The sequence below is a fragment of the Streptomyces triticagri genome (assembly GCF_003429565.1).
GTDB classification, from domain to species: Bacteria; Actinomycetota; Actinomycetes; order Streptomycetales; family Streptomycetaceae; genus Streptomyces; species Streptomyces triticagri.
Map to the genome: position 1 here is coordinate 13,958 of NZ_QUAK01000087.1, position 23,259 is coordinate 37,216.

Sequence of the window (23,259 nt, forward strand, 5' to 3'; positions counted from 1 at the left end):
TTGCCGCGGCCGGGGCGGTGGTGTGGCGTCAGGCGGTGAGCTGGGCGCGGCTGTGGTCACCGAGGACCAACCGGTGGGCGCGCGGGGCGCGTTGCACCCCGGTGACCTGCACGCCACGGCCGATCAGGGAGCCCTCGATACGTCCGGCGTGCTCGATGCGGGAGCCGCCGAGCACGATGGAGAACTCCAGCTCGCTGCCGGTGATCACGCAGTCGTCGTCCACTGAGGTGGAGGGGCCGACGTACGAGTCGGTGATGACGCTGTTGCTGCCGATCACCGCGGGGCCGACGATCCTGGACCGGACGACGCTCGCGCCCGGTTCGATCCTGACCCGTCCGACGAGTTCGCTCGTCTCGTCGACCGTGCCGTGGCGGACCGGCTCGACGCCTTCGAGGACGGACCGGTTGACCTCGAGCATGTCGGTGACGTTCCCGGTGTCCTTCCAGTAGCCGGTGATCATGGTGGGGGTGACGGTGCACCCCTCGTCGACCAGCCACTGGATGGCATCGGTGATCTCGAGTTCGCCGCGCGCCGACGGCTTGATGGAGCGTACGGCCTCGTGCACGGCCGGCGAGAACAGATAGACGCCGACCAGGGCCAGGTCGCTGCGCGGCGCGGCGGGCTTCTCCTCCAGGTCCACCACCCGTCCTTCGGCGTCGAGTTCGGCGACGCCGAAGGCGGTCGGGTCGCTGACCCGGGTGAGCAGGATCTGGGCGTCGGGCCGGCTGGTGCGGAACCCGTCGACGAGTTCGGTGATGCCACCGACGACGAAGTTGTCGCCGAGATACATCACGAAGTCGTCCTCGCCGAGCCAGTCCCGGGCGATGAGTACGGCGTGCGCGAGGCCGAGCGGCTTGTCCTGGGCGAGGTAGGTGACGCGGGCGCCGAAGTCGGAGCCGTCGCCGACGGCCGCCTCGATCTCCTGGGCGGTGTCGCCGGTGACGATGCCGATGTCGGTGATGCCGGCGGCGACCAGGGACTCGATGCCGTAGAAGAGGACGGGCTTGTTGGCGACGGGGACGAGTTGCTTGGCGGAGGTGTGCGTGATCGGCCGCAGGCGGCTTCCGGTGCCACCTGCGAGGACGAGTGCCTTCACGGTCGGATCACTCCTGAGTCGTTCGGATGTGGGGGGCGTGCGCGGGTCGGCGGGTACGGGTGGGGTCAGCCGCGGACCGGGACGGCTTCGTCCGGTGCGGGCGCGGGGGTGTCGCCGGAGCCGCTGCGTCGCCAGAGGTCGGCGTAGCGGCCGTCGGCGGCGAGGAGTTCCTCGTGCGTGCCGTGTTCGGCGATGCGGCCGTCGTCGAGGACGACGATCCGGTCGGCGCGGGACGCGGTGGACATGCGGTGGGCGACCAGGACGGTGGTGCGGCGGCCGGTGGCGAGCCGGTCGCCTGCCGCGGTCACGGCGCGTTCGGTGGCCGGGTCGAGGGCGGCGGTCGCCTCGTCGAGCAACAGCAGTCCGGGGTCGACGAGTTCGGCCCGGGCGAGGGCGATCAGCTGGCGCTCGCCGGCGGACAGCGAGCGCCCGCCCTCGGCCACCGGCTGGTGGAAGCCGTACGGCCGGGCGGCCACCACCTCGTGGGCGCCGACGGCGCGGGCGGCGGCCTCCACCTCGTGGTCGCTCGCGTCGGGCCGCCCGTAGCGGATGTTGTCGGCGATGGTCCCGGTGAACAGATGCGCCTCCTGCGGCACATAGCCGATGAGCCGCCGGTACGCGGAGGGGTCCCAGCGCCGTACGTCGGTGCCGTCCACGGTGACGGACCCGGCGTCCGGGTCGTAGAACCGGGCGAGCAGTTTGACCACGGTCGACTTGCCGGCGCCGGTCTCGCCGACCAGGGCGACCGTTTCGCCGGGCTCGATGCGCAGCGAGACCTCGGCGAGCGAGGGGCGGCCGGTGTTCGGGTAGCGGTGCTCCACGGCGGTCAGTTCGACGGCGCCGGCGAGCCGGTCGGGCAGCGGCGCCGGGTCGTCGGTCCGCAGTACGGCCGGTTCGGTGCGCAGCAGTTGGACGATGCGACGCAGGCCGACGGAGGCCTGCTGGTAGCTGTCGAAGGCGAGGGACAGCTGCTGGATCGGGGAGAAGAACATGCCCAGGTAGAGCATGAAGGCGACCAGGATGCCCGAGCTGAGGTCGCCGGATGCGACCCGGTGGGCGCCGACCAACAGCACCAGGGCCTTGGAGAGTTCGGCGCACAGGTTGATCGCGGGGAAGTAGACGGAGGCGTAGCGCTGGGCCTTGAGCCGGGCGGCGCGGTAGGCGTCGGAGAGCTTGTCGAAGTCCGCGGCGGCGGCCTGTTCGCGGCCCTGCGACTGGGCGGTGCGCAGTCCGCTGACGTTCTCCTGGAGGCTGGAGTTGACCTCGCCGATGCGCCGCCTGGCCTCGTCGTACGCGGCGGAGGAGAGCCGCCAGAAGACGGCGGTGGCGACGGCGACGAGCGGGAGCAGCGCGAGGGCGGCGAGGGCGAGCGGCGGGTGGACGATCAGCATGGCGCAGACGGCGCCGGTGAGGGTGGCCGCGGAGGCGGCCGAGGTGACCAGGTTGGCCTGCAGGAACTGGGCGAGCGCGTCGATGTCGTTGACGATCCTGGTCATCACCTGGCCGCCGCGTTCGCGCTCGTAGAAGTCGAGTCCGAGGCGCTGCAGTTGGGCGAAGGTGCGCACCCGCAGTCCGTACAGGACGCGTTCGCCGGCCCGGCGGGTGACGCGGGCCTGCACATTGAAGGCGCACCAGGCGAGCGCCACGGCGACGGCGGCGAGCGCGACGTACAGGGCGAGGGTCGTTCCGTCGCCTTCGCCGACTCCGTCGTCGAGCCCGTGCCGGACGAGTAGGGGCAGGGCGGTGCCGGCCGCGGTGTCGACGGCGAGCAGGGCGAGGCCGACGAGGAGCGCGGCGCGGACCGGGCGGAGCAGGGCGCCGAGGCCGAACCGGCTGACGGGGGTGCGCAGTTCACGCTCGTCGAGTTCGGGGTCGTCGTCCGCTGCGGACGGTGTGCCCGGTGCCGGGGCGGCAGGCTGCTCCGACTCGGCGGGCCGCGGCCAGAGTTCGGCGGTCAGCCGGTCGCTGTCGGTGGCGGGCGCGATGCGCTCGTCGACGGATCCGCTGGCGCCGGCGAGGAGTTCGTTGAACAGCGGGCAGCGTTCGGTGAGTTCGGCCTCGGTGCCGATGTCGACGAGGCGGCCCTCGTCGAGTACGGCGATGCGGTCGGCGAGCGAGAGGGTGGAGCGGCGGTGCGCGATCAGGACGGTGGTGCGGCCCTCGGTGGCGGTGCGCAGGGCGTCGTGGATCTCGCTCTCGGTGGCCGGGTCGACGGCCGAGGTGGCGTCGTCGAGTACGAGGAGCCGGGGGCGGGCGACGAGGGCGCGGGCCAGGGCGATGCGCTGTCGCTGGCCGCCGGAGAGGCGGTTGCCGCGTTCGCCGGCCTCGGTGTCGTATCCGTCGGGGAGTTCGGTGATGAATCCGTGTGCGTGCGCCGCTTCGGCCGCGGCGCGCACCTCGTCGTCGGTGGCGTCGGGGCGGCCGTGGGCGATGTTCTCGCGTATCGAGCAGGAGAACAGGAACGGGTCCTCGAAGACGCTGCCCACGGTGGTGCGCAGCGAGGCCAGGCGGAGGGACTTGAGGTCGGCGGCGGCGCCGGGCGGTCCGAGGCGCACGCTGCCCGACTGGGGGTCGTAGAAGCGGCTGACGAGCAGCGAGACGGTGGACTTGCCGGAGCCGGAGGGTCCGACGACGGCGAGGGTCTCGCCGGCGCCCACGGTCAGGCTGAGGTCGCTGAGTACGGGGTCGCTGGGGGCGTAGCCGAAGGTGACGTCGCGCAGTTCGAGCTCGAGCGGGTCATCGGGGCCGCCGGGGACGTCGACGGCGTCGGGGGCGTCGGTGATGTCCGGGGTGGCGTCGATGAGTTCGTGCACCCGCTCGACGGCGGCGCGGGCCTGCTGGGCGGTGACCGTGAAGTTCGCGAGCAGTCGGGCGGGTCCGGCGAGCAGGGTCAGATAGCCGGCGAAGGCGAGGAAGGTGCCGACGTCGATGGTGCCGCGCAGGGCGAGCCAGCCGCCGAGGGCGAGCACTCCGACCTGTCCCGCGGCGGGCAGTGCGGCCATGGTGGCGGTGGCGCCCGCCTGCAGCCGGGCGACCAGGACGCGGCGGGAGAAGAGTCCGCGCGCGGTGTGCGCGAGGCGGTCGGTCTCCCGGTCCTCCTGTCCGAAGCCCTTGACGACGCGTACGCCGGTGACGGTCTCCTCCACGTGCTCGGCGACGGCGGCCGCCTGCGCCTGGGCGGCCCGGGTGGCGGGGACCAGGCGCTTGCGGCTGCGGGCGGCGACGAGCGCGAGGGACGGCACGACGGTGAGGGCGACGACGGTCAGCGGGGCGGAGAGCCACAGCATGGCGGTCACCGAGGCGATGAAGAGCGTGGTCACGCCGATCGGGATGGGGAGCATCCCGAGCATGACCTGAATCTGCTGCAGATCGCTGTTGGCGCGGGAGACCACCTGGCCGGTACGGAGCACATCCTGCTTGACTCCGTCGTAGCGCTGCACGGAGTCGAAGACCTGGGTGCGCAGCTGGTGCTGTACGGCGAGGGCGAGTTTCCCGGCGTAGAAGCGGCGGGTGAACTCGGCGCCGAACTGCACGAGGGCGAGGACGACGAGCAGGACGGCGAGTTCCACCGTACGGTGACTGCGTCCCGCGACCGCGTCGTTCACGGCCGTACCCGCGATCAGCGGCCCGAAGGCCTCGAGGCCGGTGCCGAAGACGGAACTGAGCACCACCGCGCTCAGCAGTCGGGGCTTGCTGCGGCAGGCGGCCATGAGCCGGCGCAGACCTCTGGTCCGGGGTGGGGATCCATTCACCATGCAGGTTAGCTTAGGCTAAGCTAACTTCCAGTTGTCACACCGGATCCGGAATCGGCCAAGCTTCGCGCCCGATTCCCCTTCCCGGGTGGGGAGTTGGCCCCACAAGTGCGGCTGCCCGACGGACGGACCCGCCCCGGACGTCGACCGACCCCCACCGCCATCGAAACGAGAAAGCGGGAGACGATGCGCGTCCTCTTCGCCGGTCCGCCCTTCTTCGGGCTCCTGTACCCCTTGGTTCCGCTCGCCCATGCCCTGCGGGCCGCCGGGCACGACGTCCTGCTCGGCACCTGCGGATCGGCCGTGCAGCGCACCGCCGAGGCCGGCCTGCTCGCCGTGGACTGCGCTCCCGGAATCGACCCCGATGCCCTGTATGCCCAGATGGAGCGGGACCGGCGCGGCAAGAAGCCACCGGCGCCGGGCGAGCGGGGCGCGCCACCGAAGGGCAAGGGATTCTCCTTCTTCAGCGAGGAGATGGCCGACCGGATGGTCGCCACCGCGGAGTCCTTCTCCCCCGACCTGGTCGTGCACACTCCGAACGGCGTGGTGGGCCAGCTGGTCGCCGCCCGCCTCAAGGTACCGTCCGTGCTGCACGCGGTCGGCTTCGGGCACACCTCGGCGCACGTCGGCATGATGAACGACGCCCTGGCAGCGGGGTACGAACGCCACGGTCTGGCCGGCCCCGATCCGATCTCCGCCTGGCTCGACGTGGCACCGCCCAGCATGTCCACCACCCGGGAGCCGCGCCGCTGGTTCCAGCGCTTCGTGCCGTTCAACGGCGGCGCGAACCTGCCGCACTGGCTCTACGAACAGCGCTCGAGGCCTCGCATCACGGTCACCCTCGGCACGGTGCGCCCGGTGGTCGACGGGGTGTCCCCGATGAAGTGGGTGGTGGACGCGGCACGCGAGATCAACGCCGAGTTCGTCCTCGCCCTCGGCGGCGCCGACCTCACCGACCTGGGCCGACTCCCGGAGAACGTACGCCCGGTGGACTGGCTGCCGCTGAGTTCGCTGCTCGCCGCCAGCGATGCGGTCATCCACCACGGCGGCGCCGGCACCACCCTGACCGCGCTCGATTCGGGGCTCCCGCAGATCGTGCTCGGCGAGGGCGCCGACCGGCCCGCGAACGCCGCTGCGGTCCGCGCCCGCGGCTGCGGAATCGTCCCGGACGGCCCGGACGACCTCACCCCCGACCTCGTGGAACGCCTCCTCTCGGACACCGATCTGCGGGAGGCGGCAAGCGCCGTCGCCCAGGAGATGGCCGCCACACCCAGCCCCGGCGAGACCGTGCAGCGGCTCGTCGAACTGGCCCGTACGGGAGGTGAGCTGCGGTGACGAGCCCCGCTCCCCCGCAGGACGGCACCGGCCTCGCGGCCGAAGTCCCGCGCACCCTCACCAGCCCGGCCGTCGAGCGCCTCATCGCGCGCATCGAGCACGCGAGCCCCGGTGAACGAGCCGCCGCGGTGGCCGAGTTCACCCGTCACGCCCGCGAGAACGGCACCCCGCTCGTCGAGCCGCTGCCCGACGACCCCGGCCACTGCGCGGTCACGTTCCTCTGGTTCGGCCACCGGGCCACCCGGCGCGTGCTGCTGCTCGCGAACCGGCTGATCGACCGGGACCATCTCGCGGGCTCGCTCCTGCACCGGGTGCCGGACACCGACATCTGGCATCTGTGTCTGCGGCTGCCGAGCGAGCACCGCGGCTCGTACCAGCTGGTCGCCGACATCTCACCCGGACCGCCGCCGGCCTCGGCCGACGAGGTGCAGAACCGGCTGCGCGCGCTGTCCCGCCACGGCGAGGCCGATCCGCTCAACCCGCATACGATTCCGTCCCGTTGGCGGGACGCGGCGAGCTCCGTCTTCGCCCTGCCGGACGCTCCGCCGCAACCCTGGGCCGAGCGGCGGTCGGGCATCGAGCGGGGCCGTGTGGAGCGCCACCGGCAGCGCAGCGCCGCGCTCGGAGCCGAGCGTGACGTGTGGGTCTATCTGCCGCCCGGCGCCGCGCCGGCCGGTGGACTGCCGGTGCTCGTCCTGTGCGACGGCGACATGTGGTTCGGGGAACTGGGCCTGCAGGACACCCTGGACGCGCTGATCGCCGACCGGGCGGTGCCGCCGTTCGCCGTGCTGGCGCCGGACGCGGTGGACAACCGCACCCGCTGGAGCGAACTGGGCGCACGTGACAGCTATGTGCGCTTCCTGGCCGACGAGTTGCTGCCCTGGGCAGCCGGACGCTGGGGCATCACCACCGACCCGTCCCGCACGCTCGTCTCGGGGCAGAGCCTCGGCGCCATGACCGCGCTCTACGCCGGACATGTGCGGCCCGACCGGTTCGGTCACGTACTGGCCCAGTCGGCCTCGCTGTGGTGGCGGCCCGGGCTCGCGCCCGGCGTGCCGAAGACGGCGGACGGCGCCGTCCCGTGGCTGGTCGGACTCGTCGCGGACGCGGAGCCTCGCCCCGTGACCGTACGCCTGGACGTCGGCAGGCACGAGGGCGAGATGGTCCGGCAGAGCCGTGCGCTGCGCGACGCCCTGCTCGCCAAGGGCCGGAGCGTCCGGCTCACCGAGTACCACGGCGGCCACGACTACGCCTGCTGGCGCGGCTCGCTCGCCGACGGCCTGGTCGAAGTCCTCGGGACGTACGGCTGACCGCCGCTGCACACCCCACGACCGCCACCCCCCACATCCGCTTTCCCCGAGAAGAACACCCCCCGTGCCCACGGGGCTCAACCCATCACCTAGGAGCCGAAGTTCATGTTCACCCCTCGTGCCCGTCGCGGTACCGCTCTCCTCGCCACCGCGGTGGCCGGCGTACTCGTTCTCGCCGGATGCGGCAGCGACGACGACTCCGGGTCCGACAAGGCAGCCGGTGGCTCGGACACCCGTAAGGTCAAGGACGCCAACGGCAAGAGCGTCGAGGTGCCCAAGGCTCCCAAGAAGGTCGTCACGCTCAGCGAGCCGACGCTCGACGCCGCCCTGGCGCTCGGGATCGAGCCGATCGGCGCCACCGCCGGCCGCGGCCAGGAGGGCGTCTCGACCTACCTGGCCGACAAGGCCTCCAAGGCCGACGTGGTGGCCACCGTCGCGGAGCCGGACCTGGAGAAGCTCGCCACGCTGCAGCCGGACCTGATCGTCCTCGACGAGACGGTCGGCTCCAAGCGGGTCCTGAACAAGCTGCAGGCCATCGCCCCGACCGTGCTGACCGCCAAGCTGAACGAGGACTGGAAGGTCGCCTTCAAGGCCACCGCCGACGTCCTCAACAAGTCCTCCGAGGCCGACGCACTCCTGAAGACCTTCGACGCGGACGTGGCGAAGACGAAGAAGGGTCTCGGCAAGAACGCCAAGGCCGTGACCAGTGTCATCCGCTGGCAGGACGGCGCGCCCTCGGTGGTCGGCAAGGGCGAGGGCCACGTCGGCTCCACGCTCGCCACGCTCGGCCTCGAGCGGCCCAAGGACCAGCAGGGCGAGAGCGCGGGGCGCAGCGAGCCGGTGAGCCTGGAGAAGCTCGACACCATCGACGGGGACTGGATGTTCCTCGGCGCCCTCGGCGACAAGGCGGCCGGTGAGAAGGCCTACAAGGAGGCGAAGAAGGTCCCCAACTTCTCCGGTCTGAAGGCCGAGAAGGAGGGCCACGTGGTGGTCATCGAGGGCTCCGCGTGGAACAGCGCCGGCGGACCGATCGCGGCCCGCACGGTCCTGGACGACGTGAAGAGCGCCCTGGCGGGCTGACCGCCGTAGACCTGCCGACAGGCGGTGGTGGTACGTGCTTCGGCCGTACCACCACCGCCTGTCGGGCTCTCAGGCCTCTTCCGGTGAGCGTGCCGCCCCGATGACCGTCCAGGCCGCGGTGCCCCACAGCGTGAGGGCGGCGAGCGATCCGACGGCCAGCCGCATCGTCTCGGGCGAGCCGTCGGCAAGGCCGATGCCGCAGCCCGCGGCGCCGGCGACGATCAGCAGCACACCGGGCACCCGCATGTGCGGCTGTCCGAACACGGCCGCCAACGGCAGGAAGTGCACCCCGACCACGATCGCGACCAGCGCCGGGATGAACTCCGGGACCCCTGCCCGGCCGCACACCACCACGATCACGGCGATCACGACCCACTGGACGAGGTTGATCCGCCCGAAGGCACGCCCCTGCTCCTTGGGCAGCCGACCGCCGGCGGACTCCGGAAGCAGTCTCTTCGCGGCCACCATCAGCAGCGCGCTGAGGACCACGCCCGCAACTGCCGCTACGGCAACCACCGCCGTACTGTCGAACGCACTCAGCGCGGCCGCCCACCAGGCCAGCCCGAACAACGCGAAGAATCCCACCCCGGCTTTGAACATGGTCGAACTCTAGGGGAGGCGGCGCGCCGAGAGGGGATTCGGGGAGCCGGTGAAATCCTCTGGTTCCACAGAACTCCCGCCCCGCCGCCGACCGATGCGGTCGAAGCTCCCCAAATCCCCCTGCAGCCCTGGTCACAGCGCTGTCGCGGCCGATTGTCAGACCCTCGCGCAAGACTGTGCGCAACGAATCGACTACGCGAGGGAGCACCCCATGATGAACGACCTCGAAGTGGCCGCGGCACAGGCCTATGTGAGGCTGCTTCAGACCGCCCGTTCCGCGCTTCTCGCCCCGGAGCGGGTGCCCGACTCCTGGCCATTGCTCGACGGCCCGATCGCGGAGGTCGACGCGGCCCTCGACCGCGCGGGCCTCTCGGGGAACGAGGCGCATCTGTTCGACCTCGTCACCGCCCTGTATCCCCGGGTGCCCGAGAGTGTCGACACATGACAGCGGGCGCATACGACGAACCGGCGCGGCGTCCTCGGGACACCGCGCCGGCCAGAGCCCTGATCCGGTCAGACGCCGGCGCCCGCGGGCTCCCGCTCCTGGGGTGCGGTGGGCGGGGTGTCGCCGTCGAGCGCCTTGTGCAGCTTCTCGCCCTCGACGTCGACGTTGGGCAGCGCACGGTCCAGCCACTTGGGCAGCCACCAGGCCTTGCTGCCGAGCAGCGCGAGTACGGCAGGCACGATGGCCATCCGGACGACGAAGGCGTCGAAGAGGACGGCGATCGCGAGGCCGAAGCCCATCATCTTGATCATGTCGTCGTTCTCCATGATGAAGCCGGAGAAGACGCTGATCATGATGATCGCGGCCGCGGCCACCACCCGGCCGCCGTGCGTGAAGCCGGTGATCACGGACTGCGCCGGGCTCTCGCCGTGGACGTGCGCCTCGCGCATCCGGGTCACCAGGAAGACCTCGTAGTCCATCGCCAGACCGAAGACCACGCCGATCATGAAGATCGGCATCATGCTCATGATCGGTCCGGGCTGGTCGACCCCGACCAGGTCCGCGAGCCAGCCCCACTGGAAGACGGCGACGACGGCGCCGAGCGCGGCCGCGACCGAGAGCAGGAAGCCGAGAGCGGCCTTGAGCGGGACGAGCACCGAGCGGAACACCAGCATCAGGAGGAGGAAGGCGAGGCCGACCACCAGCGCCAGATACGGGATCAGCGCGTCGTCCAGGGTCTGCGAGAAGTCGATCGTCATCGCCGTCATGCCGGTGACCAGCATCTCGGCGCCCGTGTCCGACTCGATGCCGTCGGCGAGCGAGCGGATCGACTTGACCAGGTCCTCGGTGGCCGCGTCGCTCGGGCCGGTCTTGGGCACCACCGTGAGGGTGGCGGTGTCCTTGGCCTCGTTGAACGTGGCGGGCGTGACCGCCGCCGCCTCGCCGAGGTCGGTGATGGCCTTGCCTACGGCGTCCGCCGCGCCCTGGGCGTTGTCCGCGCCACGGGCGTCGACCGTGACCATCAGCGGGCCGTTGAAGCCGGCGCCGAAGGACTCCGACAGCATGTCGTAGGCCTTGCGCTGGGTGGTGTCCGGGGCCGCGGTGCCCTCGTCCGGCAGCCCGAGCTCCATGCTGGACGCGGGCACGGCGATCACGCCGAGACCGAGTACGGCGGTGAGCAGCACGGTCACCGGGCGGCGCAGTACGAATCCGGCCCAGCGGGTGCCGAGCTTCGGACGTCCCTCGGCGGACCGGTGGCCCTCGGAGACCGCCTGGGCGGCCTTGCGGTCCTTGCGGCTGAGCGCCTTGCGTCCGGCGAAGCCGAGCAGCGCGGGCGTCATGGTCAGCGCGATGAGGACGGCGATGGCGACGGTCGCGGCCGCGGCCAGACCCATCTTGGTGAGGATCGGGATGTTGACGACGGCGAGGCCGGCGAGTGCCACGATCACGGTGAGTCCGGCGAAGACGACCGCCGATCCGGCGGTGCCGACCGCGCGGCCCGCCGCGTCCTCCGGTTCCTTGCCCTCGGCGATCTCCGCCCGATAGCGGGACACGATGAAGAGGGCGTAGTCGATCGCCACCGCCAGGCCGATCATCATGGCCAGCGTGGAGGTGGTCGCGGACAGGTCGAGCGCGCTGCCGAGGGCCCCGATGCCGGAGACCCCGATGCCGACGCCGATGATCGCGGACAGCAGCGGCATCCCGGCGGCCACCAGCGAGCCGAAGGTCAGCAGGAGGACGACTGCGGCCACACCGATGCCGATGAGTTCGGCGCTGCCGCCGATCTCCTCCTCGGCCATCACCGCGTCGCCGCCGGTCTCCACGGTGAAGCCGGCCGCACGGGCGTCGTCGGTCGCCTTGGTCAGGGCGTCCCGGGCCTCGTCGGACAGCTCCATCGCGTTGACCTTGTAGGTCACGGACGCATAGGCGGTCGTCCCGTCCTTGCTGACCGCATCGGCCTTGAACGGGTCGGCGACGCCGGCCACCTGCGGGCCGTCACCGAGCGCCGCCACCAGGCTCGACACCTCTGCCTTGCCGTCGGCGCCGGATATCTTCTCGCCGTCGGGTGCGCGGATCACGACGCGCGCCTGGGCACCCTCCGCGCTCGCCGCGGGGAAGCGTTCGTCGAGCAGGTCGAAGGCCTTCTGGGACTCGGTCCCCGGCATGGCGAACGAATCGTCGGGGGGCGCGGGCGCGGTCGATGCCGCGACGCCGGCGCCCACGAGCAGTGCCACCCAGAGCAGGGCGACGAGGCCGCGACGGCGGAATGCGCGCCGGCCCAGGCGATAAAGGAACGTAGCCACGGGAACCAAGCTTCCTGGCGAAGGGACACGGACAGGAGGGACCCGACGACCACGCAGCTCCGGCGGTCATCGAGGTGACGTTCTCCATGGTCCGGGCGGAACCGGGCCTTCTGATCCGCCCCAATGACCGGACTGCCGTACTGCGATCGCGGTACATCCGGTGCACTTCCGCCACCGAGAGGCGTAGGCCGCCCGTATACGTGTACACCGCACATCGCCCGCTGACCCTGAGACGCGGCACTCGCCGGGACGATCCTGCCGGTCAGGGGACCCGGCCTCGCCCCGCACCACCCCCATGCCACGATGGCGCACCGTGACCCGCATCGACCGAGCCGTACCGCCCGCGCGCCCCGAGCCCCCGACAGCCGCGTCCCGCGCCGCGGAGTCCGGCTGGCCCGATGTGCACGGTGACACCTCGCTGACCATCCGGGTGCCCGAGGCGGACGCGCTGGTGCACCCCGGACTGCCGCCGGCGCATGTCACCGTGCTCTATCCGTTCCTGCACCGCAGCAGGATCGACGCCGAAGTGGACCGCGAACTTCGTGAACTCTTCGGCGCCCACGCGCCGTTCGAGCTGTCCTTCACCCGTTTCCTGCGCTGGCCGGGTGTCCTGTACCTGGATCCCCAACCCTGCGCACCGGTACGGGCGTTGACCTCCGCTCTCACGACCCGCTGGCCGGAGGCCCGTCCGTACCGCGGCATCTTCGGCGAAGGGCTCGACCCCCATCTCACGCTCGCCAACCACGAGGGCCCGGCGACCTGGCGCACCGCGTACGACGCGCTCGAGTCCCGTCTCGCCCCGGCACTCCCGCTGGTCTCCCGGGTCGCCGAGATCCTGCTCGGAGTCTTCGGCCCGGACGGTTGGAGCGACGCTCGCTCGTACCGCCTGGGCTCGGCATCGGCGGACACCCCGCTCCCCCGCCCGCTTCCCGGACCGGCCGGCGTCTCCGGCAGGATGGCGGCGAGGACCGCACGCATTCCGGAGGAGAGCTGATGAGCCTGTACGACATCCCCCTGCACACCCTGTCCGGTGACCCGACGACGCTCGGCGCGTACGAGGGCAAGGCGGTGCTCCTGGTGAACGTGGCGTCCAAGTGCGGGCTCACACCGCAGTACGCGGGCCTGGAGCGGCTGCAACAGCAGTACGGGGCACGCGGGTTCACCGTGGTCGGCGTGCCCTGCAACCAGTTCGCCGGCCAGGAACCGGGCACGCCGGAGGAGATCGAGACCTTCTGTTCGACGACGTACGGCACGACCTTCCCGCTCCTGGCGAAGACCGACGTCAACGGCCCGGACCGGCACCCGCTCTACACCGAGCTGACCCGCACCCCGGATGCCGACGGCGAGGCCGGGGACGTCCAGTGGAACTTCGAGAAGTTCCTGGCGAACGGGCGCGGTGAGGTCGTGGGCCGCTTCCGCCCGCGCACCGAGCCGGAGGCCGCCGAGCTGGTCGCCGCGATCGAAGCGGTGCTGCCGGCCTGACCCACGGGGTGCGGGTGCCCCGTGGCACCCGCACCCCCGCGCCGCGCCCGTCAGCCGGCGACCGGATAGTCCGTGTAGCCCTGCTGGTCCCCGCCGAAGAACGAGGCGCGGTCAGGGGTGTTGAACGGGCCACCCGTGGCGAGCCGGGCGGGCAGGTCGGGGTTGGCGAGGAACAGCGCACCGAAGGCGACGAGGTCGGCGGTGCCGTCCTCGATCAGCGCGAGCGCGTCCGGCCCGGTGGGGTCGTCCCCGGTGAACGGGTTGAGCACGAAGGTGCCCGGCCAGGCCTTGCGCAGCCGTCCCACGAGGTCGCGTGCGCCGGCGACCTCCAGCTGGTGCAGATAGGCCAGGCCCAGCGGGGCGAGCTCGTCCACCAGGGCGGCGTAGGTGGCCTCGTAGTCGGCCGGGTCGCCCTCGTCCATGTCGTTGTACGGATTGCCGGGCGAGATGCGCAGACCGACCTTCTCCGCGCCGATCGCCTCGGCCACGGCCTTGGTGGTCTCCACCGCGAATCGGATACGGGCCTCGGGGCTGCCGCCCCAGGCGTCGGTGCGCCGATTGCTGCCCGGGGCGAGGAACTGGTGGATCAGGTAGCCGTTGGCGCCGTGCAGTTCGACACCGTCGAAGCCGGCCTCGATCGCATTGCGCGCCGCGGCCGCGAAGTCGGCGACGGTCTGCGTCACCTCGTCCGCGGTCAGCTCGCGCGGGGTGACGAAGTCGAGTGGCCCTTCATGGGTGTACACCTGCCCTGCGGGACGGACCGCGGACGGCGCCACCGGGGTGAGGCCGGTCAGGCTCGGGTGCCCGATCCGGCCGGCGTGCATGATCTGCAGGAAGATCCGGCCTCCTTCCGCATGCACGGCGTCGGTCACCTTGCGCCAGGCGGCGATCTGCTCCGCGCTGTGGATGCCGGGGGTGTCCGGATAGCCCTGGCCGACGACGGACGGCTGGGTGCCCTCGGTGACGATGAGGCCGGCACCGGCGCGCTGCGCGTAGTACTCCGCCATCAGGTCCGTCGCGGTCAGGCCGGGCCCGAAGGCGCGGCTGCGGGTCATGGGAGCCATCACCGTGCGGTTGGTGAGGGGCGTACCGGAGAGGTCGTACGGGTCGAAGGCAGTAGTCATGATCGGCTTCCTCGGTCGGCGTTACCTGCTCATTGCCTGTCCGAACAGGTAAACCGGCCGACGCATTCCTGTGCGTATGTGAGCTGAGCCACACAAGGAAGTGAACTGTCCATGGATCACAGCTACTTGCACCCCGCAATCCACCCACAGGCGAGCCGAGCGCCGCGGAGGTAGACTCCGCCTGGCCGGACAGTGAATGACGAAGGGCCACATGCGAGATGGCGAAGGAACCGGATCCCGCAGATGAGGGGAACGGCACAGCCGACTCACCCCGCACTCCGCCGCCGTCCCCGACCGGCGCGGGCGCCCTGAACCATGCGGTGTTCCGGGTGGCCCGGCTGCACCGCCTGCACGCCGCACAGCTGCTGCGCCGCGTCGGCCTCCACCCCGGGCAGGAGCTGGTCATGATGCAGCTGTGGGACCTCGGCCCGCAGCGGCAGACCGATCTCGTACGGGTCCTGGGCTCGGACGCCGCCACCATGACCCGTACGGTCAAGCGCCTGGAGAACGCCGGATTCGTCCGGAGGCGGCCGTGCGAGATGGACGGACGCGTCACGATCGTCGAGCCCACCGCCGCGAGCCTCGCGCTGCGCGAGCAGGTCGAGAGAATCTGGTCGGACCTCGAGCGCAGCACGGCCGCCGGCCTGAGCGAGGAGGAACAGCGGGCCGCGATCGGCACCTTGTCCCGGATCGCGGACAGCCTCGCCGACGCCGTCGACCGCTGCGCGCCGCCCGACTGACGCAGCGGACGGCGCCCTCCCGGAAAGCCGGGAGGGCGCCGTCACGTGCGGTCGCGCGACGGGCGCGTCAGCGGATCGGCAGTCCCGACAGGGTGCGGGCGATGACCAGGCGCTGGATCTCGCTGGTGCCTTCGAAGATCGTGTAGATCGCCGCATCCCGGTGCATGCGCTCGACCGGGTACTCGCGGGTGAAGCCGTTGCCGCCGAGGATCTGGACGGCCTGGGCGGTCACCTTCTTGGCGGTCTCGCTGGCGTAGAGCTTCGACATCGAGCCCTCGGCCGAGGTGAACTTCTTGCCGGTCGTCGCCATCCAGGAGGCGCGCCAGACCAGCAGCCGGGCCGCGTCGATCGAGGTGCGCATGTCCGCGAGCTGGAAGGCCACACCCTGGTTGTCGATGATCGGGCGGCCGAACTGGCTGCGGGTCTTGGCGTACTCGAGCGCCTCCTCGTACGCCGCCCGCGCGGTACCGACCGCCATGGCGCCGACCGCGGGGCGGGAGGCCTCGAAGGTGGCCATCGCCGCGTTCTTGACCCTCTCGCCGCCGGCCTTCGCCCGCTCACGGGCGCGGGCGAGCCGCTCGTCCAGCTTCTCCTTGCCGCCGAGCAGGCAGTGCCCCGGGATCCGGACGTCCTCGAGGACGACCTCGGCGGTGTGCGAGGCGCGGATGCCGTGCTTCTTGAACTTCTGGCCCTGGGACAGGCCGGGGGTGTTCGGCGGAACGATGAACGAGGCGTGCCCCTTGGAGCCGAGCTCGGGGTCCACGACCGCCACGACCACGTGGACATTGGCGATCCCGCCGTTGGTGGCCCAGGTCTTGGTGCCGTTGAGGACCCACTCGTCCTTGGCCTCGTCGTACACCGCGCGGGTACGCATGGACGCGACGTCGGAGCCGGCGTCGGGCTCGGACGAGCAGAAGGCCGCGACCTTCACGTCGTCGGCGTCGCCGTACATCTGCGGGACCCAGGTGCCTATCTGCTCCTCGGTGCCGTTGGCGAGGACGCCGACGGCGGCGAGGCCGGTGCCGACGATGGAGAGCGCGATGCCCGCGTCGCCCCAGAACAGCTCCTCCATCGTCATGGGGATGCCGAGCCCGGTCGGGTCGAAGAACTGCTGGGCATAGAAGTCGAGGGAGTAGATGCCGAGCTTCGCGGCCTCCTGGATGACCGGCCAGGGGGTCTCCTCGCGCTCGTCCCATTCCGAGGCCGCGGGGCGGATCACATCGGCGGCGAAACCGTGGAGCCAGTCCCGGACTTCCTTCTGCTCGTCGTTCAGCTCCATGGTGAACTCGGCCATGTCCCCTCCAACACCTGGTTACTTGCGGTAACGAGAGTATGTTACCCGCCAGTACTCACGTCAAGTCCCACGCCAAGGCACCCGCTCCTGGCCCGATGCGGAATCGGCGATGGTGTTACGTTGCGCGTGCGTCACGCAATCGCACGGGCGGGGAGACCACCATGGAGACCACTCAGCGGACCGACCAGGAACGGTCGGCCGAGCGCCGGCGCCGCGAGCTGCTCGAGGCCGCCGACCGCGTGGTCCTGAGGGACGGGCCCGGCGCCTCGATGAACGCCATCGCGGCCGAGGCCGGCATCACCAAGCCGATCCTCTACCGGCACTTCGGCGACAAGGGCGGGCTCTACCGCGCCCTCGCCGTACGGCACACCGACGCCCTCCTCGACGCCCTGCGCGCAGCACTCGACGCTCCGAACGACCGCCGTGAGCGCGTGGAGCGCACCCTCGACACATATCTCGCGGCGATCGAGGCCCGACCGCAGGTCTACCGCTTCCTGATGCACCCGCCGGAGAGCGGCAAGGACGCCGAGCAGGGCTTCGACGTCGGTCTGCACTCGGCGCCGCTGCTGCGCCGGCTCGGCGAGGAGCTCGCCCTCGTGATCGCCGAACGCGTCGATCTCGGACCGGAGGGGCAGGAGCTGGCCCGGGTCTGGGGCCACGGCATCGTCGGCATGATGCATGCCGCGGGCGACTGGTGGCTCGGCGAACGGCCCTGCTCCCGCGCCCAGTTGGTACGCAGCCTGGCGGATCTGCTGTGGGGACGGCTCGCCGAGGCGGGCGACCGGGTGGGCGGTCCGGGGTTCTAGGCCGCCCCGTTCCCCCACGGCGCACGCCGGACCGAGCGCAGCAGCTTCGCGCGGCGCCAGCCGCTGAGGCGGTCCGGGTAGATCCGCCCCTCCAGGTGGTCCGTCTCGTGCTGCAGACAGCGGGCGAAGAAGCCGGTGCCCTCCACCCGTACCGGCTCCCCGTGCAGATCGACCCCCTCGACCAGGGCGTGGTCGTGGCGCACCGTGCCGGCCTCGAGGCCCGGAAGCGAGAGGCAGCCCTCCGGCCCGCGCACCTCGACGCCGTCCGCCTCGACGAGCCGCGGATTGACCACATGGCCGAGATGGCGGCGGTCCTCGTCGTCCGGGCAGTCGTACACGAAGACGCGCAGCGGCACACCGATCTGGTTGGCGGCGAGGCCCACGCCCCGTGCCGCGTACATGGTCGCGAAGAGATCCTCGACCAGGGCGGCGAGCGAGGGGCCGAAGTCCGTCACCTCGTCGCAGGGCGAGTGCAGCGCGGATGCGCCGAACAGGGTCAGGGGCCGCACCCGTCCCGAGCTGCCCGGGATCGCACCGTGTCGCATGCGCGTAAGGGTACGTTCCCCCCTCTTCCTCTCGGTGAGCGGTGGCGCCGTTCGGGCTTGCGTGCGGAGCTCGGTAGGCTGAGCCCCGACCAGTGCCGGGGGCAGGCGCGGCGCCGGAGGCAAGGAGGAACAGGGACGATGGCAGGCAACACGGACCCGCTGTCGCCGCGGGCCAAGCTGGCCGTGACGGCGGGCAAGGCGGCCGCGGCGGTGTCGCGGGCCGCGGGGCGCGGCAGCGGATCGGTGATCGGCGGCCGCGTGGCGCTCAAGCTCGACCCCGATCTGCTGGGTCGGCTCGCCACCCACCTCGACGTGGTGCTTGTCTCCGCGACGAACGGCAAGACCACCACCACCCGGCTGATCGCCGAGGCACTCGGCGCGGCGGGACCGGTGGTGTCCAACGCCCTCGGCGCCAATATGCCGGCCGGTATCACCTCGGCCCTCGCGGGCGGCTCCGACGCCAAGTTCGGCATCATCGAGGTCGACGAGAAGTACCTCGCGGGCGTGGCCCGTGACGTCACGCCGAAGGCGATCGCGCTGCTCAACCTCTCCCGCGACCAGCTGGACCGGGCGGGCGAGACCCGGATGCTGGCCGAGCGCTGGCGCGAGGGCCTGTCCGGCTCCAAGGCGGTCGTCATCGCCAACGCGGACGACCCGCTGGTCGTCTGGGCCGCCTCCTCCTCGCCGAACGTGGTGTGGGTGGCGGCCGGCCAGGAGTGGAAGGACGACGCCTGGTCCTGCCCGTCCTGCGGCGGTGTGATGCAGCGCCCGGGCGACGACTGGTTCTGCGGCGAGTGCGGCTTCCGCCGGCCGACCGCGAGCTGGGCGCTGAACGGCGACCACGTACTCGATCCGCACGGCTCGGCCTGGCCCATCCACCTCCAGCTGCCGGGCCGGGCGAACAAGGCGAATGCCGCGACCTCGGCCGCCGTCGCCGCGGTGTTCGGCGTACCGCCGCAGGTCGCGCTCGAGCGGATGTACCAGGTGCAGGCGGTCGCCGGCCGCTACGACGTGGTGCAGTTCATGGGCCGCGACCTCAGGCTGCTGCTCGCGAAGAACCCGGCCGGCTGGCTGGAGACCTTCTCCCTGATCGATCCGCCGCCGACCCCGGTGATCCTCTCGGTGAACGCCCGCGGCGCCGACGGCACCGACACCTCCTGGCTGTGGGACGTCGACTACACCCGCCTGGCGGGGCACCCGATCTTCGTGATCGGCGACCGCCGGCTCGACCTGGCGGTCCGGCTCGAGGTGGCCGGGCTCGACTTCCGGGTGTGCGAAACGGCCGACGAGGCAGTGCAGTTGGCCCCGCCCGGACGGATCGAGGCCATCGCGAACTACACCGCGTTCCAGGACCTGCGCCGGCGCGTCGGCAACTGACGGTAAGGACGAAACAGCATGAGCGACAACAGCCTGCGCGTGATCTGGGTCTACCCGGACCTCCTGAGCACGTACGGCGACCAGGGCAACGTCCTCGTGGTCGAGCGCCGCGCGCGGCAGCGCGGTCTGCAGGTCGAGCGGTACGACGTGCGCAGCGACCAGGCCGTGCCGACCTCCGGCGACATCTATCTGATCGGTGGCGGCGAGGACCGGCCGCAGCGGCTCGCGGCGGAGCGGCTGCGTCGGGACGGCGGCCTGAACCACGCGGTGTCCAACGGCGCGATCGTGTTCTCCGTCTGCGCCGGCTACCAGATCCTGGGCCACGAGTTCGTGAACGACCTCGGTCAGCGCGAGCCCGGCCTCGGCCTGCTCGACGTGGTCTCCACGCGCGGTGAGGGCGCCCGCTGCGTGGGCGACGTCCTGGGCGACATCGACCAGCCGCTCGGGCTTCCGCAGCTGACCGGCTTCGAGAACCACCAGGGCATCACCCATCTCGGCCCGACCGCCCGTCCGTTCGCCCGGATCCGGCTCGGGCAGGGCAACGGCACCGGCGACGGCACCGAAGGCGCGTACAACGACACGGTGTTCGGCACGTACATGCACGGGCCCGTGCTCGCGCGCAACCCGCAGATCGCGGACCTGCTGCTCAAGCTGGCCCTCGATGTGAACGCACTGCCGCCGACCGACGACCGCTGGTACGAGGAGCTGCGCGCGGAGCGCATCACCGCGGCGACCACGCCGGCCTGAGGCCCGGCCGCCCACGGAGTGGACCAATTCGGCCCCGTCACCCGGCGCTAGTAAGGTGACGGGGTCTTAGCCGGACGACGTGGTCCGGTCATCCGCCCACGTTGCAAAGGTTTCTGGGCCATGCGTATTGGTGTGCTCACCTCCGGCGGCGACTGCCCCGGCCTCAACGCAGTCATCCGGTCGGTCGTGCACCGTGCCGTCGTCGACCACGGTGACGAGGTCATCGGCTTCCACGACGGGTGGAAGGGCCTCCTGGAGTGCGACTACCGCAAGCTCGACCTGGACGCCGTGAGCGGCATCCTGGCCCGCGGCGGCACCATCCTCGGCTCGTCCCGTGTCCAGCCCGCCCATCTGCGGGACGGTGTGGAGCGCGCCAAGGGCCATCTCGCGGAGCTCGGTCTCGACGCGATCATCCCGATCGGCGGCGAGGGCACGCTCAAGGCCGCGCGCCTGCTGTCCGACGGCGGACTGCCGATCGTCGGCGTCCCGAAGACCATCGACAACGACATCGCCGTCACCGATGTGACGTTCGGCTTCGACACCGCGGTGGGCGTCGCGACGGAGGCCCTCGACCGCCTCAAGACCACGGCCGAGTCCCACCAGCGTGTACTGATCGTCGAGGTCATGGGCCGGCACACCGGCTGGATCGCTCTGAACTCCGGCATGGCGGCCGGCGCGCACGCCATCGTCGTACCGGAACGCCCCTTCGACATCGAGGAGTTGACCAAGCAGGTCGGCGCCCGCTTCGAGGCCGGCAAGAAGTTCGCGATCGTGGTCGCCGCCGAGGGCGCCAAGCCCCGCGCGGGCACGATGGAGTACGACGAGGGCGGCAAGGACATCTACGGGCACGAGCGGTTCGCCGGCATCGCCCGGCAGCTGTCCATCGAGCTCGAGCAGCGCCTCGGCAAGGAGGCCCGCCCCGTCATCCTCGGCCATGTGCAGCGCGGTGGGACGCCGACGGCGTACGACAGGGTGCTCGCGACCCGCTTCGGCTGGCATGCCGTGGAGGCCGTGCACCGCGGCGAGTTCGGCATGATGACCGCCCTGCAGGGCACCGAGATCGTGATGTCCCCGCTCGCCGAGGCCGTCGAGACGCTGAAGACGGTGCCGGACGCGCGGTACGCCGAGGCCGAGTGCGTACTGTGACGCCGCTGCCCGCGACCTGACCCTCGGGGAGACGCCCCCGAGCACCGCCCCCGCCCGCAGCAGCGGCCGGGGGCGGTTCTAGTCTGGTGCGGACAACAGGCACGAATCAGGAGTGAGCGGATGGACCACAGCGGACACGGCATGACGGATCTGCCGCCGTTCACGCTTGGCCGGGCGCTGCAGCCGTCGTGGGACGGCTTCTTTCTGGTGGGCTGCGTGCTCGCCCTGGTGCTCTATCTGTGGGGGGTCGTACGGCTCACCCGCCGCGGCGACTCCTGGCCGGTGGGCCGCGCGGTGGCGTTCGTGGCCGGCGTCCTCACCATCGCCCTGGTGATGCTGACCAGGCTCAATGACTACGGCATGGTCATGTTCAGCGTGCACATGGTGCAGCACATGGTCATCAGCATGCTCTCCCCGATCCTGCTGCTCCTGGGCGCCCCGATCACGCTGACGCTGCGGGCACTGCCGGTGGCACCGCGGGGCCGCAAGGGGCCGCGCGAGCTGCTCAATCTGCTGCTGCACAGCCGCTATCTGCGGGTGATCACCCATCCGGCGTTCACCATTCCGCTGTTCATCGCGAGTCTGTACGGGCTCTACTTCACGCCGTTGTTCGACTTCCTGATGGAGTCGAAGCCGGGGCACATCGCGATGATGGTGCACTTCCTCGTGGTCGGCCTGGTCTTCTTCTGGCCGATCATGGGCGTGGACCCGGGACCGCACCGGCCGGGGTACGTGATGCGGATCCTCGAGCTGTTCGCGGGGATGCCGTTCCACGCGTTCTTCGGGATCGCACTGATGATGGCGTCGGAGCCGATGGTCGGCGCGTATCTGCATCCGCCGGCCTCGCTCGGCCTCGACGCGCTCGGCGATCAGCAGGCGGCGGGCGGCATCGCCTGGGCGTTCAGCGAGATCCCGTCCGTGGTGGTCCTGGTGGCGCTCGTCTACCAGTGGAAGCGCTCCGAGGACCGGCAGGCCCGCCGCAAGGACCGCGCCGCGGACCGGGACGGCGACCAGGAGCTGCAGGCGTACAACGCCTATCTCGCGTCCCTGCAGGCGCGCAGCCGCTAGGCGGCGTCTCCCAATCGTCTCCCGATCTTCGCGGGCAGTCGCCCGCCGGGTGCTGTCCGCTGCCTAGCGGAAAGTGGGCTGTCCGGGTGACCATGAAGTCCTGGTCGCGGTTCCCGGCTTCCGCCGGGGACCACGGGAGGAGGGTTCGAGATGCCCGGATCCACCAAGACGATGGGGGCGCTGACCGTCGGCGGTCTCGTCACCGTGACGGCGTACACCGCCGCCCTCGGGAGCAACGGCTGGCTGTGGTTCGGCTGGGTCGTGCTCGGCCTGGTCACGCTGGCCATGACCGTGTCCCGGCCCACCTGATTCCGCCCCTCGCCGGCCTGCGGCGCACCGGCACCGGTCAGAAGTCGAAGACCGGGTCGGCTGCGGCGTGCATCGCGCAGGCGTTGGGGAAGGTCTTCGACCAGTCCAGCTCCACCGGTGCCGTGCCGCGCATCCGGTATCTCCCGCGCGTCCCGTCGTAGGTGCCCTTCGCGGTGACGGTGACCGGGTCGTACTCCTTGGTGCACGGTCGCGGCTCGCCGGCCAGGGCGCCGGGGTCTCCGTCCGCATCGTGCAGCGCCGCGCAGGCCTCGGCGGCCCGAGGGTGGCTGCCGGCCGGTTCCGGTGTGCAGCGCAGCTCGACCCCGCGGATCCAGGTGCGGTCGGAGCCGGAGACGGTCAGGAACAGGCCCGCAGGCTCCTGCGGATCCGCGGCGCCCCCGTCAGCAGCCGCGGCCGGCGATACGGCCAGGGCGAGCAGAGCGGTGACGACGGCGGTGACGGCGGTGACGGCGGTGACGGCGTGCAGACGCATCCGGGCACTCCAGGGGCTTGTTGCGGGTCTTCCTTGCGGTACGGCAGGCACAGCGGATCCCGACCGGGGCGGGCCGGCAAGGCACCACACGGCGTGGTCCCTCGAACGAGTGCGCGGGACTCGTCGGCGGAAGGGGTGGCTCCGGCGGCCCGGGGGCAGGCTCACGGACACGGCCGGATCCCGGTCCGGGCTCCGGCGTACGAAGAC

21 protein-coding genes are annotated in these 23,259 nt (G+C 71.6%); 13 read left to right on the forward strand and 8 right to left on the reverse strand.

Translation table 11 applies throughout. From position 1 onward, the window contains the following. Positions 1-28: 28 nt before the first annotated feature. Positions 29-1,096, reverse strand: coding sequence for a glucose-1-phosphate thymidylyltransferase (locus DY218_RS16055; protein ID WP_128556718.1), 1,068 nt, complete (start codon positions 1,094-1,096; stop codon positions 29-31). A 65-nt stretch (positions 1,097-1,161) separates the two neighbouring features. Further along, complete coding sequence (locus tag DY218_RS16060; RefSeq protein ID WP_128556719.1) at positions 1,162-4,851, reverse strand: ABC transporter ATP-binding protein; 3,690 nt, start codon at positions 4,849-4,851, stop codon at positions 1,162-1,164. A 183-nt stretch (positions 4,852-5,034) separates the two neighbouring features. On the opposite strand from DY218_RS16060, the gene DY218_RS16065 reads away from it, so the two are divergent. The 3 genes from DY218_RS16065 (at position 5,035) to DY218_RS16075 (ending at position 8,573) form a co-directional block, all read left to right on the forward strand. Further along, positions 5,035-6,183: a nucleotide disphospho-sugar-binding domain-containing protein gene (locus DY218_RS16065; protein WP_128556720.1), complete on the forward strand. Its 1,149-nt coding sequence runs from the start codon at positions 5,035-5,037 to the stop codon at positions 6,181-6,183. Beyond that, the gene (gene fes / locus DY218_RS16070; RefSeq protein WP_128556721.1) at positions 6,180-7,493 is read left to right on the forward strand and encodes an enterochelin esterase; all 1,314 of its coding nucleotides are present in this window, start codon (positions 6,180-6,182) and stop codon (positions 7,491-7,493) included. The genes DY218_RS16065 and fes overlap by 4 nt, the downstream gene beginning before the upstream one ends. A 105-nt stretch (positions 7,494-7,598) precedes the next feature. Then, on the forward strand, positions 7,599-8,573 hold the full coding sequence (locus tag DY218_RS16075; protein WP_128556722.1) for an ABC transporter substrate-binding protein: 975 nt from the start codon (positions 7,599-7,601) through the stop codon (positions 8,571-8,573). A 69-nt stretch (positions 8,574-8,642) separates the two neighbouring features. Here DY218_RS16075 and DY218_RS16080 read toward each other — a convergent pair whose 3' ends face one another. Further along, a complete protein-coding gene (locus DY218_RS16080; RefSeq protein ID WP_128556723.1) occupies positions 8,643-9,173 on the reverse strand; it encodes a hypothetical protein in 531 nt (176 codons plus the stop codon). A gap of 214 nt (positions 9,174-9,387) precedes the next feature. On the opposite strand from DY218_RS16080, the gene DY218_RS16085 reads away from it, so the two are divergent. Beyond that, positions 9,388-9,618 carry a hypothetical protein gene (locus DY218_RS16085; protein WP_128556797.1) on the forward strand — a complete coding sequence of 77 codons (231 nt, stop codon included), beginning with the start codon at positions 9,388-9,390 and terminating at the stop codon, positions 9,616-9,618. Positions 9,619-9,686: 68 nt separating this feature from the next. On the opposite strand, the gene DY218_RS16090 is transcribed toward DY218_RS16085, so the two are convergent. Beyond that, the gene (locus tag DY218_RS16090) at positions 9,687-11,921 is read right to left on the reverse strand and encodes an MMPL family transporter (protein ID WP_128556724.1); all 2,235 of its coding nucleotides are present in this window, start codon (positions 11,919-11,921) and stop codon (positions 9,687-9,689) included. 313 nt (positions 11,922-12,234) lie between these two features. Here DY218_RS16090 and DY218_RS16095 point away from each other — a divergent pair, with 313 nt between their 5' ends. Then, complete coding sequence (locus DY218_RS16095) at positions 12,235-12,915, forward strand: 2'-5' RNA ligase family protein (protein ID WP_233521632.1); 681 nt, start codon at positions 12,235-12,237, stop codon at positions 12,913-12,915. Then, entirely contained in the window at positions 12,915-13,403 is a 489-nt protein-coding gene (locus DY218_RS16100; protein ID WP_128556726.1) for a glutathione peroxidase, read from the forward strand. Before DY218_RS16095 ends, DY218_RS16100 begins: the two co-directional genes overlap by 1 nt. 50 nt (positions 13,404-13,453) lie before the next feature. Here DY218_RS16100 and DY218_RS16105 read toward each other — a convergent pair whose 3' ends face one another. Further along, positions 13,454-14,527, reverse strand: coding sequence for an alkene reductase (locus DY218_RS16105; RefSeq protein ID WP_128556727.1), 1,074 nt, complete (start codon positions 14,525-14,527; stop codon positions 13,454-13,456). 218 nt (positions 14,528-14,745) lie between these two features. Here DY218_RS16105 and DY218_RS16110 point away from each other — a divergent pair, with 218 nt between their 5' ends. Continuing rightward, on the forward strand, positions 14,746-15,267 hold the full coding sequence (locus tag DY218_RS16110) for a MarR family winged helix-turn-helix transcriptional regulator (RefSeq protein WP_128556728.1): 522 nt from the start codon (positions 14,746-14,748) through the stop codon (positions 15,265-15,267). Between the two features lie 67 nt (positions 15,268-15,334). Here DY218_RS16110 and DY218_RS16115 read toward each other — a convergent pair whose 3' ends face one another. Continuing rightward, on the reverse strand, positions 15,335-16,561 hold the full coding sequence (locus DY218_RS16115; RefSeq protein ID WP_128556729.1) for an acyl-CoA dehydrogenase family protein: 1,227 nt from the start codon (positions 16,559-16,561) through the stop codon (positions 15,335-15,337). 161 nt (positions 16,562-16,722) lie between these two features. Between DY218_RS16115 and DY218_RS16120 the strand changes: the two genes are divergently transcribed. Beyond that, positions 16,723-17,367 (forward strand): TetR family transcriptional regulator, encoded by a 645-nt coding sequence (locus tag DY218_RS16120; protein WP_128556730.1) that lies wholly within the window; start codon positions 16,723-16,725, stop codon positions 17,365-17,367. Here the strand turns inward: DY218_RS16120 and def are convergent. Further along, entirely contained in the window at positions 17,364-17,912 is a 549-nt protein-coding gene (def, locus tag DY218_RS16125; protein ID WP_128556731.1) for a peptide deformylase, read from the reverse strand. The genes DY218_RS16120 and def overlap by 4 nt on opposite strands. A 138-nt stretch (positions 17,913-18,050) precedes the next feature. Between def and DY218_RS16130 the strand changes: the two genes are divergently transcribed. The 5 genes from DY218_RS16130 (at position 18,051) to DY218_RS34565 (ending at position 22,559) form a co-directional block, all read left to right on the forward strand. Continuing rightward, positions 18,051-19,289, forward strand: a complete 1,239-nt coding sequence (locus DY218_RS16130) for a MurT ligase domain-containing protein (RefSeq protein ID WP_128556732.1) — start codon at positions 18,051-18,053, stop codon at positions 19,287-19,289. Positions 19,290-19,307: 18 nt separating this feature from the next. Further along, entirely contained in the window at positions 19,308-20,036 is a 729-nt protein-coding gene (locus tag DY218_RS16135) for a type 1 glutamine amidotransferase (protein WP_128556733.1), read from the forward strand. Positions 20,037-20,156: 120 nt separating this feature from the next. Further along, a complete protein-coding gene (locus tag DY218_RS16140) occupies positions 20,157-21,182 on the forward strand; it encodes a 6-phosphofructokinase (RefSeq protein WP_128556734.1) in 1,026 nt (341 codons plus the stop codon). 120 nt (positions 21,183-21,302) lie between these two features. After that, a complete protein-coding gene (locus tag DY218_RS16145; protein WP_128556735.1) occupies positions 21,303-22,250 on the forward strand; it encodes a cytochrome c oxidase assembly protein in 948 nt (315 codons plus the stop codon). Positions 22,251-22,400: 150 nt separating this feature from the next. Next, positions 22,401-22,559 (forward strand): hypothetical protein, encoded by a 159-nt coding sequence (locus tag DY218_RS34565; protein WP_199566751.1) that lies wholly within the window; start codon positions 22,401-22,403, stop codon positions 22,557-22,559. Between the two features lie 37 nt (positions 22,560-22,596). Here DY218_RS34565 and DY218_RS16150 read toward each other — a convergent pair whose 3' ends face one another. After that, positions 22,597-23,052 (reverse strand): SSI family serine proteinase inhibitor, encoded by a 456-nt coding sequence (locus DY218_RS16150; RefSeq protein WP_128556736.1) that lies wholly within the window; start codon positions 23,050-23,052, stop codon positions 22,597-22,599. Positions 23,053-23,259: the final 207 nt, after the last annotated feature.

What these genes read in the sequence shown, in the direction of transcription:
- DY218_RS16060 (WP_128556719.1), bottom strand. Translation starts at nt 4,851, where the DNA reads ATGGTGAATGGATCCCCACCCCGGACCAGAGGTCTGCGCCGGCTCATG.
- DY218_RS16065 (WP_128556720.1), top strand. Translation starts at nt 5,035, where the DNA reads ATGCGCGTCCTCTTCGCCGGTCCGCCCTTCTTCGGGCTCCTGTACCCC.
- DY218_RS16075 (WP_128556722.1), top strand. Translation starts at nt 7,599, where the DNA reads ATGTTCACCCCTCGTGCCCGTCGCGGTACCGCTCTCCTCGCCACCGCG.
- DY218_RS16080 (WP_128556723.1), bottom strand. Translation starts at nt 9,173, where the DNA reads ATGTTCAAAGCCGGGGTGGGATTCTTCGCGTTGTTCGGGCTGGCCTGG.
- DY218_RS16085 (WP_128556797.1), top strand. Translation starts at nt 9,388, where the DNA reads ATGAACGACCTCGAAGTGGCCGCGGCACAGGCCTATGTGAGGCTGCTT.
- DY218_RS16100 (WP_128556726.1), top strand. Translation starts at nt 12,915, where the DNA reads ATGAGCCTGTACGACATCCCCCTGCACACCCTGTCCGGTGACCCGACG.
- DY218_RS16105 (WP_128556727.1), bottom strand. Translation starts at nt 14,527, where the DNA reads ATGACTACTGCCTTCGACCCGTACGACCTCTCCGGTACGCCCCTCACC.
- DY218_RS16110 (WP_128556728.1), top strand. Translation starts at nt 14,746, where the DNA reads ATGGCGAAGGAACCGGATCCCGCAGATGAGGGGAACGGCACAGCCGAC.
- DY218_RS16115 (WP_128556729.1), bottom strand. Translation starts at nt 16,561, where the DNA reads ATGGCCGAGTTCACCATGGAGCTGAACGACGAGCAGAAGGAAGTCCGG.
- DY218_RS16120 (WP_128556730.1), top strand. Translation starts at nt 16,723, where the DNA reads ATGGAGACCACTCAGCGGACCGACCAGGAACGGTCGGCCGAGCGCCGG.
- def (WP_128556731.1), bottom strand. Translation starts at nt 17,912, where the DNA reads ATGCGACACGGTGCGATCCCGGGCAGCTCGGGACGGGTGCGGCCCCTG.
- DY218_RS16130 (WP_128556732.1), top strand. Translation starts at nt 18,051, where the DNA reads ATGGCAGGCAACACGGACCCGCTGTCGCCGCGGGCCAAGCTGGCCGTG.
- DY218_RS16135 (WP_128556733.1), top strand. Translation starts at nt 19,308, where the DNA reads ATGAGCGACAACAGCCTGCGCGTGATCTGGGTCTACCCGGACCTCCTG.
- DY218_RS16140 (WP_128556734.1), top strand. Translation starts at nt 20,157, where the DNA reads ATGCGTATTGGTGTGCTCACCTCCGGCGGCGACTGCCCCGGCCTCAAC.
- DY218_RS16145 (WP_128556735.1), top strand. Translation starts at nt 21,303, where the DNA reads ATGGACCACAGCGGACACGGCATGACGGATCTGCCGCCGTTCACGCTT.
- DY218_RS34565 (WP_199566751.1), top strand. Translation starts at nt 22,401, where the DNA reads ATGCCCGGATCCACCAAGACGATGGGGGCGCTGACCGTCGGCGGTCTC.
- DY218_RS16150 (WP_128556736.1), bottom strand. Translation starts at nt 23,052, where the DNA reads ATGCGTCTGCACGCCGTCACCGCCGTCACCGCCGTCACCGCCGTCGTC.